This window comes from Nostocoides sp., from assembly GCF_035343835.1.
GTDB lineage: Bacteria > Actinomycetota > Actinomycetes > Actinomycetales > Dermatophilaceae > Nostocoides_A > Nostocoides_A vanveenii.
Window position 1 is genome coordinate 1 of sequence record NZ_DAOQZV010000058.1, and the last position, 15,458, is coordinate 15,458.

13 protein-coding genes and 1 tRNA gene are annotated in these 15,458 nt (G+C 68.6%); all 14 read left to right on the forward strand.

The genetic code is table 11. From position 1 onward, the window contains the following. Positions 1 to 166: 166 nt before the first annotated feature. Complete coding sequence (locus PKH97_RS06150) at positions 167 to 412, forward strand: HGxxPAAW family protein (protein ID WP_324386528.1); 246 nt, start codon at positions 167 to 169, stop codon at positions 410 to 412. Positions 413 to 419: 7 nt separating this feature from the next. Beyond that, positions 420 to 1,217, forward strand: coding sequence for an indole-3-glycerol phosphate synthase TrpC (gene trpC / locus PKH97_RS06155; RefSeq protein WP_324386529.1), 798 nt, complete (start codon positions 420 to 422; stop codon positions 1,215 to 1,217). Next, positions 1,214 to 2,404 (forward strand): tryptophan synthase subunit beta, encoded by a 1,191-nt coding sequence (gene trpB, locus PKH97_RS06160; protein ID WP_324386530.1) that lies wholly within the window; start codon positions 1,214 to 1,216, stop codon positions 2,402 to 2,404. Before trpC ends, trpB begins: the two co-directional genes overlap by 4 nt. Then, positions 2,401 to 3,234, forward strand: a complete 834-nt coding sequence (gene trpA / locus PKH97_RS06165; protein WP_324386531.1) for a tryptophan synthase subunit alpha — start codon at positions 2,401 to 2,403, stop codon at positions 3,232 to 3,234. Before trpB ends, trpA begins: the two co-directional genes overlap by 4 nt. Positions 3,235 to 3,245: 11 nt before the next feature. Further along, positions 3,246 to 3,758, forward strand: coding sequence for a MauE/DoxX family redox-associated membrane protein (locus tag PKH97_RS06170; protein WP_324386532.1), 513 nt, complete (start codon positions 3,246 to 3,248; stop codon positions 3,756 to 3,758). A 53-nt stretch (positions 3,759 to 3,811) separates the two neighbouring features. Beyond that, positions 3,812 to 4,576 carry a thioredoxin domain-containing protein gene (locus tag PKH97_RS06175; protein WP_324386533.1) on the forward strand — a complete coding sequence of 255 codons (765 nt, stop codon included), beginning with the start codon at positions 3,812 to 3,814 and terminating at the stop codon, positions 4,574 to 4,576. Positions 4,577 to 4,609: 33 nt separating this feature from the next. Beyond that, on the forward strand, positions 4,610 to 5,386 hold the full coding sequence (locus PKH97_RS06180; protein WP_324386534.1) for a thioredoxin domain-containing protein: 777 nt from the start codon (positions 4,610 to 4,612) through the stop codon (positions 5,384 to 5,386). A gap of 21 nt (positions 5,387 to 5,407) precedes the next feature. Further along, complete coding sequence (gene lgt / locus PKH97_RS06185) at positions 5,408 to 6,283, forward strand: prolipoprotein diacylglyceryl transferase (RefSeq protein ID WP_324386535.1); 876 nt, start codon at positions 5,408 to 5,410, stop codon at positions 6,281 to 6,283. A 110-nt stretch (positions 6,284 to 6,393) separates the two neighbouring features. Further along, a complete protein-coding gene (gene gltB, locus PKH97_RS06190; protein ID WP_324386536.1) occupies positions 6,394 to 10,938 on the forward strand; it encodes a glutamate synthase large subunit in 4,545 nt (1,514 codons plus the stop codon). Beyond that, positions 10,931 to 12,391, forward strand: coding sequence for a glutamate synthase subunit beta (locus tag PKH97_RS06195; protein WP_324386537.1), 1,461 nt, complete (start codon positions 10,931 to 10,933; stop codon positions 12,389 to 12,391). The genes gltB and PKH97_RS06195 overlap by 8 nt, the downstream gene beginning before the upstream one ends. Before the next feature lie 89 nt (positions 12,392 to 12,480). Further along, positions 12,481 to 13,923, forward strand: a complete 1,443-nt coding sequence (gene pyk / locus PKH97_RS06200; protein WP_324386538.1) for a pyruvate kinase — start codon at positions 12,481 to 12,483, stop codon at positions 13,921 to 13,923. A 65-nt stretch (positions 13,924 to 13,988) separates the two neighbouring features. Beyond that, a tRNA-Leu gene (locus PKH97_RS06205) sits at positions 13,989 to 14,069 on the forward strand. 41 nt (positions 14,070 to 14,110) lie between these two features. Further along, positions 14,111 to 14,725 (forward strand): response regulator, encoded by a 615-nt coding sequence (locus tag PKH97_RS06210; protein ID WP_324386539.1) that lies wholly within the window; start codon positions 14,111 to 14,113, stop codon positions 14,723 to 14,725. Positions 14,726 to 14,893: 168 nt separating this feature from the next. After that, positions 14,894 to 15,458, forward strand: a 565-nt coding sequence (locus PKH97_RS06215) for a GNAT family N-acetyltransferase (protein ID WP_324386540.1), incomplete at its 3' end; no start/stop codon positions are given.

Genomic DNA, 15,458 nt, shown 5'->3' on the forward strand with positions numbered 1-15,458 from the left:
CGGGCGGGCGCGGCCAGCGGCTGAGCACCGCCTGGGACGACCTCGAGCGCGGCGTCGACCCGACCGCCGACCCCGGCGCACCCGGGCGTTGACCGGGGCTGTCGGCAGCGTCTGACAGAATCTCAGGGCAGGTCCATCGCCGCAAGGCACCCGCACACCTCGACCGATGAAGGGCATCCACATGCAGCACCAGGAAGAGCACGAAGGGCACGGCAACAGCGTCGCGGCCTGGGTGAGTGTCGCCGTCATGCTCGTGGCCTCGGCCATCGCCTGCCTCGGCGTGGCCAAGGCGAGCACGCCGATGGCCGTCGTCGGCGCCGCCGGGTTCCTGATCGGCGCGGTGCTGTGGCCGCTTCTTTCCCGGATGGGCTACGGAGACAAGAATCCGCCCCGTTCGCTCTACAGCGACTAAGACAGCCTTGAGTTCAACCGTCCTCGACTCCATCATCGCGGGGGTCCGAGCCGATCTCGCCGCGCGCGTTTCGGCTCGGCCGCTCGCCAAGGTCGTCGCCGCAGCCGCGTCGGCGCCCCCGCCCCGCCCCGTTCTGCCCCGCCTCAGCGGGCCGACGCTCGGGGTGATCAGCGAGGTCAAGCGGGCCAGCCCCAGCAAGGGTGACCTTGCCGCCATCCCGGAGCCCGCTGCCCTCGCCGCCACCTATGCCGCGGCCGGTGCCGCCGCGGTCTCGGTGCTCACCGAGGAGCGGCGCTTCCGGGGCAGCCTCGCCGACCTCGACGCCGTCCGCGAAGCCGTCGACATCCCGGTCCTACGCAAGGACTTCATGGTCGACGACTACCAGTTCTACGAGGCCCGCGCCCACGGCGCCGACCTGGTCCTGCTCATCGTGGCCGCACTCAGCGACGCGCAGCTGCGCCATTTCCACTCCCTGGCAACAGATCTCGGGATGACTGCCCTCGTGGAGGTCCACGACGCCGCAGAGATCGAACGCGCCCAAGCGATCGACCCGGCGCTGCTCGGCGTCAACGCCCGCAACCTCAAGACCCTCGACGTCGACCCCGACGCCTTCGGCGCCCTCGTCGGCACCATCCCCGCGGGAGTTGTCACGGTGGCCGAGAGCGGCATACGGCACGCGGACGACGCCCGGCGGTATGCCCGTGAGGGTGCCGACGCGGTCCTGGTCGGCGAGGCCCTGGTCACCCACGGCGACCCCGGGGCCGCCGTCGCCGAGTTCGCCGCCATCCCGGGAACACAGCGATGACCGCCGGCCGCTTCGGCCGCTTCGGCGGCCGGTATGTCCCCGAGGCCCTCATCCCGGCCTTGGAGCAACTGGACGAGGTCCGGTCCAAGGCGATGGTCGACCCCGAGTTCCTCGGGGAGCTCGACCGCCTCCACCGCACCTACACCGGCCGGCCGAGCATCATCACCGAGGTCCCCCGGTTCGCCGCGCACGCCGGCGGCGGGCGCATCATCCTCAAACGCGAGGACCTCAATCACACCGGTTCGCACAAGATCAACAACGTCCTTGGCCAAGCCCTCCTCACCAAGCGGATGGGCAAGCGCCGCATCATCGCCGAGACCGGCGCCGGCCAGCACGGCGTCGCCACGGCGACGGCCGCGGCGCTCATGGGCCTGGACTGCACGGTCTATATGGGCGAGGTCGACACCGAACGCCAGGCCCTCAATGTCGCCCGGATGCGCATCCTCGGTGCCGAGGTCATCCCCGTCGAGCACGGCACCGCCACCCTCAAGGACGCCATCAACGAGGCGCTGCGCGACTGGGTAGCCAATGTCCACGACACGCACTACTGCATCGGCACGGTGACCGGCCCCCATCCCTTCCCCGAGATGGTCCGCGAGTTCCACCGGATCATCGGCGTCGAAGCACGCGCCCAGGTGCTCGATCTGACCGGCCGCCTCCCCGATGCCGTGATCGCGTGCGTCGGCGGCGGATCCAATGCCATGGGCATTTTCCACCGCTTCATCGACGACGCTGAGGTGCGCCTGATCGGGGTCGAGGCCGGGGGAGAGGGCATCGAGTCCGGCCGGCACGCCGCCCGCTTCGCCTCTGCCGAGCCCGGCGTGTTGCACGGCGCGATGAGCTACCTCATGCAGGACGACGACGGCCAGACCCTCGAATCCCATTCCGTCAGTGCGGGATTGGACTACCCGAGCGTCGGTCCCGAGCATTCCTACCTCAAGGACTCCGGCCGCGCCGAATACCGCTACGCCACCGACGAGGCGACAATGGCGGCCTTCCGGCTGCTGTGCCGCACCGAAGGCATCATCCCCGCCCTGGAGTCCGCGCACGCGCTCGCCGGGGCGATCGAGGTCGGCCAGGAGCTCGGCCCGGACGCCCTGATCTTGGTCAATCTGTCCGGCCGCGGTGACAAGGACATGCATACGGCTGCTGCCTGGTTCGGGCTGATCGAGACGGATCCCGAATGACGCCCCCCACCACCGCTCGGGGCGTCACCGACGTCCTCGCCCGCTGCCGCGCCGAGGACCGCGCCGCACTCATCGGCTATCTGCCGGTCGGCTTCCCCGACAAGCCGACCTCGCTCGAAGCCATGGTGACGCTGGTGGAGAACGGCTGCGACATCGTCGAGGTCGGCGTCCCCTATAGCGACCCGGTCATGGACGGCCCCACTGTGCAGCGGGCCGCGTCCACCGCGCTCGCCGGCGGCACCCGCGTGGCCGATGTGTTCGACGCGACGGCGGCGGTCCGGGGCGCCGGCGCGCCACCACTGGTGATGACCTACTGGAATCTCGTGATCCGCCGTGGCGTCGATCGTTTCGCCGACGACCTCGCGGCAGCCGGGGGAGCGGGCTTGATCACCCCGGATCTGATCCCCGACGAGGCCGGCGACTGGATCGCCGCCTCCGAGCGCACCGGCCTGGACCGGGTCTTCCTCATCGCCCCGTCCTCGACCCCCGAACGGCTCACCTTCGTCACCGACAAGTGCCGTGGCTTCGTGTATGCCGCGTCCACCATGGGCGTCACCGGCGCCCGTAACAGCCTGGGCAGTGCTGCCGAAGAACTGGTCGCACGGGCTCGTGCAGTCAGTGACATCCCGGTCTGCGTCGGACTCGGTGTCAGCACCCGGGAACAAGCGGCGCAGGTCGGTTCGTTCGCGGATGGGGTGATCGTCGGGTCGGCCTTGGTCTCGACCATGCTCGACACCGACCGGGCGGCCGGGCTCGACCGGCTTGCGGCGCTCACCCGAGACCTCGCGGCCGGCGTGCGGGAGGGCCGGGCCGACCGGCAGAGAGCGTAGGTAAGGACACGATGACGATGGTCGATGACGACGTGCGTTCGGCGCCGACGGGCAGCGCCGGCCGCGAACGCGCACTGGATTGGGCCGGCACCCTCGCCCGCCTGATTCTCGGCGGGGTGCTGCTCATCGCCGGACTGCTCAAGGTCGGGCACCCGGGCCAGTCCGCCCGCGCCGTGCAGGCCTACCAACTCCTCCCCTTCGACGTGGCACGGCTCGTCGGCTATGGCCTGCCGCTCGTGGAGATCATCGTCGGCAGCCTGCTCATTCTCGGCCTATTGACCCGTGGGGCTGCCGTTCTCGGCACCATGCTCATGCTCGCCTTCGTCATCGGCATCTCCTCGGCCTGGGCCCGTGGCCTGGCCATCGACTGCGGGTGCTTCGGCGGCGGCGGGCAGATCGAGCCGGCCAAGACGGCCTATCCCCTCGAGTTGGCCAGGGATAGCCTGTTCGCCCTGTGCGGCGCCTACCTGAGCTGGCGACCGCGCAGTTTCCTCAGCCTCGACCGCCGCTGGTACGGCAACTGACCGACCCGGCCTCGCTCTTCACGTTCCCATCACGCAGGAAGTCGCAATCACTCATGGCGAAGAATCAGCCCGCCCCTCAGGACGCCGTCAGCGCGCGCCAGGCCAAGATCCAGCAGGCCACCAAAGGCACCCACCGCGGCGGCCCCAACCCGCTGGTCATCGCCGGGGTGATTGCTCTGGTCGCCATCGTGGCCGTCGTTGGGTTCGTGGTGATCAACAACAAGAACGCCGCCAAGGCCGCATCCGAAGGTGGGTCCGCGCTGCCCAAGGGTGTCAGCGCCATGGGGCAGCCGTTCGTGCGTGGCACGCCCAAGGCCGGCGCGCCCACGCTCGACATCTACGAGGACTTCCAATGCCCCGGGTGCGGACAGTTCGAGCGCATCCTCGGTTCGACGGTCAAGGAGATGGCGACCTCGGGCGATGTCCAGGTCCGCTATCACGTGATGACCTTCTTGGACGACAACTTCCAGGGCAAGAACTCCAGCCGCGCGGCTAACGCCGCATTCTGCGCCGCCGACGACGGCAAGTTCGGCGAAATGCACGACCTGATCTATGCCAACCAGCCGACCCAAGAGGGCAAGGGCTGGACCGACGAGCAACTGACGACCTTCGCCGGCCAGGCTGGACTGACCGGGGCCGCCTTGGACGCCTGGACGACGTGCTATCAAAAGCAGGATCACAACCAGTACGTCGTCTCGATGCAGGACGCCACCAGCAAGGACGGCGTTACCAGCACCCCCACGGTCCGTCTCAACGGCAAGGACCTGACCCTGACCAATATGGACGCCGCCGCCTTCAAGAAGGCCGTGCTGGGCTGAGCCCGGCTCCGACACGACAAGGACGTAGAGCAGATGGCCAAGCGCCCCAACGCGCCCAAAGATGTGACCACGCGTGCCGCGAAGGCGAGTGCTGCGCAGAAGGCGGCCACGAAGTCCGGTCCGAGCGCGGTGACCATCGGCGGCGTCATCGCGATCCTGACGATCATCGCGGTCGTCGCCTGGGTGATCATCGCCAACCAGAAGGCGACCAGTGACGCTCGAGCCGGGGGCACCGCCATACCGGCCGGGGCGTCGGTCGATTCCGGCTATCGCGCGTTCGCCGATGTCACGCCGGCGGCCGGGGCCCCAGTCGTGGATCTCTTCGAGGACTTCCAGTGCCCGGTCTGCGGGCAACTCGAGGCCGCGGTCGGCAAGACCTTCGAGTCGCTCGCCCAGAGCGGCAAGATCACCCTGAACTACCACGTGCTCAACTTCCTCGACGAGAAGTTCGGCGTGAAGTACTCCGTCCCGGTGGCCAACGGGGCCTTCTGCGCCGCTGACCAGGGCAAGTTCCAGGCCTTCCACGACGCCGCCTACGCGGGTCAGACCGAAGAAGCCAAGAGCATCCCGACCGAGACTCTGGACAACTTCGCCACGATGGCCAGCCTGACCGGCGAGGCCCTGCGCACCTGGCAGACCTGTGTCAAGGCCGAGAAGTACTCCTACTACGTCGGCAAGGTGACCGACGCCGCCGTGCAGGCCAAGGTCAGCGGCACGCCCACGGTCAAGATCAACGGCACCGAGGTATCGCTGAAGGATGTCGCCACGCCGGACGGCCTGACCAAGGCAATCGAGGCGGCTACCAAGTAGCCGGGCACGTATCGTGACCTCGTGCTGACCTACATTCCGAGCCCCACGGTCGGTGCCCTGCACCTCGGCCCGCTGGCGATCCGCTGCTACGCCTTGTGCATCCTCGCGGGCATCGTGGTCGCCGTCTGGCTGACGCAGCGGCGGCTCGAGGCCAAAGGCGGGCCCGAGGGCGCGGCCCTGGACATCGCGACCTGGGCGGTGCCCTTCGGCATCGTCGGCGGCCGGCTCTACCACGTCATCACCAGCCCGCAGGCCTACTTCGGCAAGGACGGGCACCCGATCGACGCCCTGAAGATCTGGCACGGCGGTCTCGGCATCTGGGGGGCCATCGCGCTCGGCGCCGTCGGCGCCTGGATCGGCTGCCGGCGAGCGGGCGTGCGAATGGCCGTTTTGGCCGATGCCGCGGCTCCCGGCGTCGCCCTGGCCGAAGCCCTCGGCCGGTGGGGCAATTGGTTCAACAACGAGGTCTACGGCTCGGCCACCGACCTGCCGTGGGGCCTGCAGATCCACGAGTGGGACACCCTCGCCGGCCGAGCGGTCACCGACGCCAACGGCAATGCGATCGTGCTCGGCACCTTCCACCCGACCTTTCTCTATGAGTCGATCTGGTGCGTATTGCTGGCCATCGCCCTGCTCTGGCTCGACCGGCGCCGGCAGTTCGCGCCGGGCCAGCTCTTCGGGCTGCTTCTCATGGGCTACACGATCGAGCGGCTCATCGTGGAGAAGATGCGCACCGACCCGGCGAACGTCATCCTCGGCCAGCGGCTCAATGTCTGGACCTCGATCCTCGTCTTCCTCCTCGGTCTCGCGCTCTACCTAGTCGCGGCCCGGCGGGCACGATCCGGCAACACTGAGGCGGCGATCTCACATACTGAGAAATCGGCGACCACATCGTAGGACGGCGCCTGCTATTCTCGGCCCCAGCGTGGCCAGAGCCGTCCACCCGGCCGCCGGGTCGCGGGACCCGGCGGCACCCATACGATTCACGGATAGGACGGTGACGGTCGATGACGTCCGCCCTTTTCAGCACCCAGCCCGAGAACACCGGGCTCTACCGGCGCGAGTTCGAGCACGACGCTTGTGGCGTGGCCATGGTCGCCACGCTGCGCGGCCACGCGGGACACGACATCGTCGAGGCCGGCTTGACGGCGTTGACCAATCTCGATCACCGCGGCGCCACCGGCGCCGATCCGCTGGTCGGTGACGGGGCGGGCATCCTGACCCAGGTCCCGGATGCCTTCCTCCGCGCGGTCACCGGCTTCGTGCTGCCGCCCGCCGGGTCGTATGCCGTCGGGTCGGCCTTCCTGCCCGCCGACGCCGATGCGCGCGCCACGACGGTCGCCCGCATCGAGGACCTCGCCGAGGAGGAGGGCCTGGAGGTCATCGGCTGGCGCGATGTCCCTGTCGTCCCCGAGCTCGTCGGGCAATCGGCGCGCGACTGTATGCCGCATTTCGCCCAGCTCTTCGTCACCGCCTCCGACGGCGCCGTCCGGGGCATCCACCTCGACCGCCGGGCCTACTGCCTGCGCAAGCGCGCCGAGCGCGAGCTCGACGTCTATTTCGCCTCGCTGTCCGCGCGTACCGTGGTCTACAAGGGGATGCTCACCACCGGCCAGCTCGAACCCTTCTTCCCCGACCTGTCCGACGACCGCTTCGTCAGCGAACTCGCGCTGGTCCACTCGCGCTTCTCCACCAACACCTTCCCGAGCTGGCCGCTCAGTCACCCCTACCGGTTGATCGCCCACAACGGCGAGATCAACACTGTCAAGGGCAACCGCAACTGGATGGCGGCGCGCGAGTCGCTGCTCGCCTCCGACCTGATCCCCGGCGACCTGAGCCGCCTCTCGCCGATCTGCCCACCCGATGGCTCGGACTCGGCGTCCTTCGATGAAGTCCTCGAGTTGCTCCACCTCGGCGGCCGCCCGCTGCCCCATGCGGTGCTGATGATGATCCCGGAGGCCTGGGAGAACCACGAGGAGATGGACCCGGATCGCCGGGCCTTCTACGAGTTCCACTCGCTGACCATGGAGCCCTGGGACGGCCCGGCCTGCGTGACCTTCACCGACGGCACGCTCATCGGGGCGGTCCTGGACCGCAACGGCCTGCGCCCCGGCCGCTTCTGGGTCACGGACGAGGGCCTGGTCGTCCTCGCCTCCGAGGCCGGCGTCCTCGACATCGCCCCCGAGAAGATCCTGCGCAAGGGCCGCCTCCAGCCGGGACGGATGTTCCTCGTCGACACCGCGCAGGGGCGGATCATCGAGGACGAGGAGATCAAGTCCCAGCTCGCCACCCAGTTGCCGTATGCCGATTGGCTGCACGCCGGGCTGCTGCACCTGAGCGATCTGCCCGAACGCGAGCACATCGTGCACACGGCCAAGTCGGTCGCGCGGCGTCAGCAGACCTTCGGCTACACCCAGGAGGAGCTGCGGATCATCCTGGCCCCGATGGCACGCAGCGGCTACGAGGCGCTCGGCTCGATGGGCACCGACAGTCCGATCGCGGTCCTATCCAGCAAGCCACGGCTACTTTTCGACTACTTCACCCAGCAGTTCGCCCAGGTCACCAACCCGCCGCTGGACGCCATCCGCGAGGAACTGGTCACCTCGCTGGGCACCTCGGTCGGGCCGGAGGGCAACCTGCTCACCGCAACTCCGGCGCACGCCCGCCAGTTGGTCCTGGACTTCCCGGTGATCGACAATGACGAGCTCGCCAAGATCGTGCGTATCAACGCCGACGGCGACCTGCCCGGTTATGCGACCGCCGTCATCAAGGGCCTGTATGACGTGACCGGCGGCGCCGCGGCCCTCCAGGCGCGCCTGACCGAGATCTTCGCCGAGGTCTCCGCGGCCATCGAACTCGGTGCCCGGTTCGTCGTCTTGTCCGACCGCGACAGCAACCGCGATCTGGCGCCCATTCCGTCGCTGCTCTTGTGCTCCGCCGTTCATCACCACCTGATCCGGGAGAAGACTCGCACCCAGGTCGGCCTGATCATCGAGGCCGGGGATGTGCGCGAGGTCCACCACGTCGCCCTGCTCGTCGGCTATGGCGCGGCGGCCGTCAACCCCTATCTGGCCATGGAGACCGTCGAGGACCTGGTCCGCTCCGGCGTGCTGACGGGCGTCACGGGGGAGCAGTCCGTCAAGAACCTCATCAAGGCGCTCGGCAAGGGCGTGCTGAAGGTGATGTCCAAGATGGGCATCAGCACCGTCGCCTCCTATCGCGGCGCCCAGGTCTTCGAGGCGATCGGCCTGTCGCAGGAGCTGGTCGACACCTACTTCACCGGCACCATCTCCCAGCTCGGTGGCGTCGGCCTTGACGCCATCGCCGCCGAGAGCGCGGCGCGGCACGCCGCGGCCTACCCGCCCGAAGGTGTGCGCCTGCCGCACCGCGTCCTGGAGGTCGGCGGCGAATACCAATGGCGCCGCGAGGGCGAGCCGCACCTCTTCGACCCTGAGACGGTCTTCAAGCTCCAGCACGCCACGCGACAGCGGCGCTACGACATCTTCAAGCAGTACACCGCACGCATCGACGACCAGTCCGAGCGACTGATGACCTTGCGCGGCCTGTTCTCCCTCGGCGGCGACCAGTCACGACCGGCTGTCCCGATCGATGAGGTCGAGGCCGCCAGCGAGATCGTCAAGCGATTCAACACCGGCGCGATGAGCTACGGCTCGATCAGCCTCGAGGCGCACCAGACCCTCGCCATCGCGATGAACCGCCTCGGCGGCCGCTCCAACACCGGTGAGGGCGGCGAAGATCTCGACCGGCTACTCGACCCCGAGCGCCGCTCGGCGATCAAGCAGGTCGCGTCGGGACGGTTCGGTGTCACATCGGCCTATCTGACCCACGCCGACGACATCCAGATCAAGATGGCCCAGGGCGCAAAGCCCGGCGAAGGTGGCCAGTTGCCCGGCCACAAGGTCTACCCCTGGGTGGCCAAGACCCGGCACTCCACCCCGGGCGTCGGCCTGATCAGCCCGCCGCCACACCACGACATCTACTCCATCGAGGATCTCGCCCAGCTGATCCACGACCTCAAGAACGCCAATCCCAAGGCGCGTATCCACGTCAAACTGGTCGCCGAAGTCGGCGTCGGCACGGTTGCGGCCGGCGTGTCGAAGGCGCACTCGGATGTCGTGCTCATCTCCGGCCATGACGGCGGGACCGGCGCCTCGCCGTTGACCTCACTCAAGCACGCGGGTGGACCCTGGGAACTCGGCTTGGCTGAGACCCAACAGACCCTGGTGCTCAACGGGCTGCGCGACCGGATCGTCGTGCAGGTCGACGGCCAACTCAAGACCGGACGCGATGTCGTCATCGCGGCCCTGCTGGGAGCCGAGGAGTTCGGCTTCGCGACGGCCCCGTTGGTCGTCAGCGGCTGCGTGATGATGCGCGTGTGTCACCTCGACACCTGCCCGGTCGGCATCGCGACGCAGAATCCCGAGTTGCGCGCCCGGTTCTCCGGCAAGCCGGAGTTCGTCGAGACCTTCTTCGAATACATCGCCGAAGAGGTCCGCGAGCACCTCGCCGCCCTCGGGTTCCGCTCGATCGCCGAAGCCATCGGCCACATCGAGGCCATCGACACTAGCGCAGCCGTCGCGCACTGGAAGGCCAGCGGACTCGACCTCGCCCCGATCCTCACCGACGCTCCACCGGCCGACGGTGGCACGCGTTATCAGAGCATCAGCCAGGATCACGGCCTGGAGAAGGCCCTCGATCACCAGTTGATCGCCTTGGCACGCCCCGCGCTCGATGACGGGGAAACGGCATACGGCGAACTGGCCGTGCGCAATGTCAACCGGACCGTGGGCACGATGCTCGGCCACGAGGTGACGAGCCGGAATGTCGGCGGGCTGCCGGACGGCAGCATCGATCTGACACTGACCGGGTCAGCAGGGCAGTCGTTCGGTGCCTTTTTGCCGGCCGGGGTGACCCTGCGGCTGATCGGCGACGCCAACGACTATGTCGGCAAGGGCCTCTCCGGCGGACGGGTCATCGTGCGCCCGCACCCGGGTTCCGTTTTCGTTGCCGAGGAGAATGTGATCGCTGGCAATGTCATCGGTTACGGCGCGACCCTTGGGCAGATCTTCTTGCGCGGGACCGTCGGCGAGCGCTTCTGCGTCCGCAACTCCGGCGCCACCGCCGTGGTCGAAGGGGTCGGCGATCACGGGTGCGAGTACATGACCGGTGGCACAGTGCTCATCCTCGGGCGGATCGGGCGCAACTTCGCGGCCGGTATGAGCGGCGGGTATGCCTATGTGCTCGACTTGCCCACCCACCGGGTCAACCGGGAGATGGTCGATATCCTGCCCCTGTCCGACTCGCATGCCGAGGTCGTGGAGAGTTTGCTGGGTCAGCACCTCGAGGCCACCGGCTCTCGGGTCGCTGCCGACCTGCTGGGCGATTGGGCCAGTGCACGAGAACGCTTCTCGCTGGTCCTGCCGCGCGACTACGAACGCGTAATGACGGTCCGCGCAGCCGCGCAGGCCGAAGGCCTCGACCCGGAGGGCGAGGTCGTCTGGGACCGAATCATGGAGGCCTCCCGTGGCTGACCCGACAGGATTCTTGACCACCCGCGAGCGGGCCCTGCCCGCCCGTCGGCCCGTCCCGGTCCGGATCATGGACTGGAAAGAGGTCTACGAGGCCCAGGATGTCGCCGAGTTGCGCCAGCAGGCCGGCCGGTGCATGGACTGTGGCATCCCCTTCTGCCACGCCGGGTGCCCCCTGGGCAACCTGATCCCGGAGTGGAACGATCTGGCGTGGCGAGGGGACTGGCGCGATGCCATCGAACGGCTGCACGCGACCAACAACTTCCCGGAGTTCACCGGCCGTCTGTGCCCCGCGCCCTGCGAGACCGCCTGCGTGCTCGGCATCAACCAGCCGGCGGTGACGATAAAGCAGATCGAGGTCACCACGATCGAGCGGGCCTTCGCGGCGGGCGGGGTCGTTCCACAACCGCCGGAGCGGCTCTCCGGCAAGACGGTCGCCGTCGTCGGCTCAGGCCCGGCGGGCCTGGCCGCTGCACAGCAACTGACGCGGGCCGGGCATACGGTCGCGGTCTACGAGCGGGCCGACAAGCCCGGCGGTCTGCTGCGCTATGGCATCCCCGAGTTCAAGATGGAGAAGTCGATCGTCGATCGACGGATCGCCCAGATGGAGGCCGAGGGCACCCGCTTCCGCAATGGTGTCGACGTCGGCGGCACGGTCACCGGGCAGCAGTTGCGCGACCGATACGACGCCGTCGTGTTGGCCATCGGGGCCACCGTTCCCCGAGACCTGCCCGTGCCCGGCCGGGACGTGAGTGGGGTGCTCCAGGCGATGGATTACCTGCCGCCGGCCAACCGGGTGGCGCTCGGCGAGCGGGTGGAGAACCAGGTCACGGCGACCGGCAAGGACGTCATCGTCATCGGTGGTGGCGACACCGGTGCCGACTGCATCGGCACCGCGCACCGCCAAGGGGCCCGGTCGGTCACCAGCCTGGAGATCATGCCCCAGCCCGGAGCCGACCGGCCGGCCAACCAGCCGTGGCCGACCTACCCGATGATCTACCGCGTCGCCAGCGCGCACGAGGAGGGTGGCGACCGGCTCTACGCGATATCCACCCAGGAAGTGCTCGCCGATGACGCCGGTCGGCTCAGTGGCCTGCGCGTGAGCGAGGTGCGGATGGGGGAGCGCGGCTTCGAGCCGGTGGAGGGCAGCGAGCGCGTGCTGCCGGCCCAGTTGGTCTTGCTCGCCATGGGCTTCCTCGGACCCGAGCCGGACGGCGTCGTCGCCCAACTCGGCGTCGACCTGGACGGGCGAGGCAATATCGTGCGGGACGCGGACTACATGACCAGCGTGCCGGGCGTCTTCGTCGCCGGCGATGCCGGCCGTGGACAGTCGCTGATCGTCTGGGCGATCGCCGAAGGCCGCTCTGCCGCTCGGGGCGTGGACGCCTATCTGATGGGTTCCTCGCAACTACCCCGGCCGATCAACCCCACGGACCGGCCACTCGCGGTCGGCTAACAGCGGCCGTCGCGCCCGTCACGAGAAAGTCGGGCGCGCCGGGGGTGAACGGTGGGAGTGAAAGCGCTTACATCGGTAGCATGGTGCCCATGCGTCGAGCCAAGATCGTCTGCACCCTCGGTCCCAGCACATCCACCCCTGAACGGCTTCGTGAGCTCGTCGACGCGGGAATGGACGTCGCTCGGCTCAATCTCTCGCACGGTGAGTACGCCGTCCACGAGGAGATCTACCGTAATGTGCGCGCCGCGTCGGACGAGTCTGGCCGGGCGGTCGGCATCCTGGTCGACCTGCAGGGCCCAAAAATCCGCACCACCCGCTTCAGCGGCGGCCCCGTCGACCTGATCGCCGGCGATTCCTTCACGATCACCACCCGTGAGATCGACGGCACCCAGTCAGCGGTCGGCACGACCTACAAGGGCCTGGCCGGTGACGTCAACCCCGGCGACACCCTGCTGATCGACGACGGGAAGGTCGAACTGGTCGCGACCGAGGTGAACGACACCGATGTCGTCTGCCACGTCGTCGAGGGCGGCACGGTGTCCAACAACAAGGGCATCAACCTGCCGGGAGTCGCCGTGAGCGTCCCCGCCATGTCCGAGAAAGACGAGGCCGACCTGCGCTGGGCGCTGACGCTGACGGCCGATTTCATCGCCTTGTCCTTTGTGCGCTCGGCCGAGGACATCCGTCGCGTGCACGAGATCATGGACGAGGTGGGGGTTCGTCTGCCCGTCATCGCCAAGATCGAGAAGCCGCAGGCCGTGGACAATCTCGAGGAGATCGTCGTCGCCTTCGACGGCATCATGGTCGCGCGCGGTGACCTCGGCGTGGAACTGCCGCTGGAGCAGGTGCCCCTGGTGCAGAAGCGGGCCATCGAGATCGCTCGCCGCAACGCCAAGCCGGTCATCGTCGCCACCCAGGTGCTGGAGTCGATGATCGAGAATCCGCGGCCCACCCGCGCCGAGGCCTCCGACGCCGCCAATGCCGTGCTCGACGGCGCGGACGCGCTGATGCTCTCGGGCGAGACGAGCATGGGCGCTCACCCGGTCGCTGCCGTCGCGACGATGGCCAAGATCATCGCGAACACCGAGGAGACCGGGTTTGACCGGATCGCCCCACTGACCGCGAGCCCCCAAACCGTCAGCGGCGCCATCACGCGAGCCGCGGCCGAGATCGCCAAGCTCGTGGGCGCCCGCTATCTGGTGACCTTCACCACCTCCGGCAACTCGGCGCGGGCGATGGCCCGGATGCGCCCCCATAAGCCCATGCTCGCCTTCACCCCGAGCGCGGCGACGCGCTCGCAGTTGGCGCTGACGTGGGGAGTCGAGACCTTCCTGGTGCCCAATGTGCATCACACCGACGACATGGCCTTCCAGGTCGACGAGGCCGTCATCCAGGCCGGCCGCTGCCCCGAGGGGGAGCGGGTGGTCATCGCCGCCGGGTCGCCGCCCGGCGTGGTCGGGACGACCAATGCGCTGCGGGTCCACGTGGTCGGCGACGCGATCTATCACCGGGGTGCGTTCTCGGCGCTCTAGGCGTCCGCTCACCGGTCGGCAACCGAGCGCAGTCCGCGCACGCAGGTATGCTGTCCGGGCACCTGGCCGGGGTGGTGGAATGGCAGACACGGAGCACTCAAAATGCTTTGCCGCAAGGCGTGCGGGTTCAAGTCCCGCTCCCGGCACGTAGGCGGAATCGCCGCCTGACTCAACCTGGACGCAACCGATGAGGAATCGCGCGATGAGCACCCCTGCCAAGGCCACCACGGCAGCCCGGATCGTCGTAGCCGAGGACGAGGCACTGATCCGTCTGGATCTGGTCGAGATGCTCGGCGAGGCCGGCTATGACGTCGTGGGGCAGGCCAGCAATGGCGAGCAGGCCGTCGAGATGGCCCTCGAGCTGACTCCGGACCTGGTCATCATGGACGTCAAGATGCCCGTCATGGACGGGCTGTCGGCCGCGGACGAGATCGGCAAGCAACGCCTGTGCCCCGTCATCATGCTGACCGCCTTCTCCCAGACCGAGCTCGTCGAGCGGGCCCGCGACGCCGGAGTGATGGCCTATATCGTCAAGCCCTTCACCGCAGCCGACCTGGCGCCCGCCATCAATATCGCACTCTCGCGCTGGGCAGAGCTGAAGGAACTGGAGAAGGAAGTCGCCGACCTCGGCGAGGCCCTGGAGACCCGCAAGGCCGTCGAGCGCGCCAAGGGCGTGCTGATGAAGAAGCTCAAGCTCTCCGAGGCTGACGCTTTCCGGTGGATCCAGAAGACCGCCATGGATCGGCGCCTGGGGATGAAGGAAGTCGCCGAGGCCGTCATCGCGGGGATCGACAAGGCCTGACCTGCCCCACCCGTCACACCGGTCACACGGGCGCAGACCTGCGCAAAGGCCGTGAAGAAGGCCACTTTCCGACGGTGCCTCCGGTGCTCTAGAGTTCGATTTCCGAGGTCGTTCGGTGTTCAACCGGACGCCCGGTAACCATCGCATTCGATCTCGAAGGAGCCGGTCATGCCCCGCCCGCACATCGTGGTCAGCCGGGCGGGTCAGCGGCAGGTCGGTGAGTTGGCGACCTTGTGGATCGAGAGTGCACTCGCTGCGGGTATGACGCACGATCTGGCCGCCCGGACGGCCGGGACCGCTCGGGTGGCGGACGCTTTGCGACGCCCCGGCACTGCCGCCTATTTGGCGACCTTGGACGGCCGGCCGCTCGGCTTCGCGGTGGTCAACGAGCGCCAGCACGGCCTGCTGGAACCTCCGGCGCTGGCGCTGGACGAGCTCTTTGTCATCCCGGAGGGCCGCCGGCAAGGCGTGGCCGGGCAGTTGCTCGCCGCGGTTGCCAGGCATGCCGAGAGCACGGGTCACGATCTGGTGTTTGCCAATGTCGCCACGACCGACAAGGTCGGCAACCGGTATTTCGCCCGTCTCGGGTTCGGCCAGCAGGCCACCCGGCGCGTCGTCCCGACGACGGTGCTGCGTCGCAAGCTGAGCGCCGAGGATGCCGAGGCGCGCGATGTGCTGCTCGGCCGTCGCCGCACCATCCGCTATTTCGACCCCGACAAACCGGTGCCGCGCG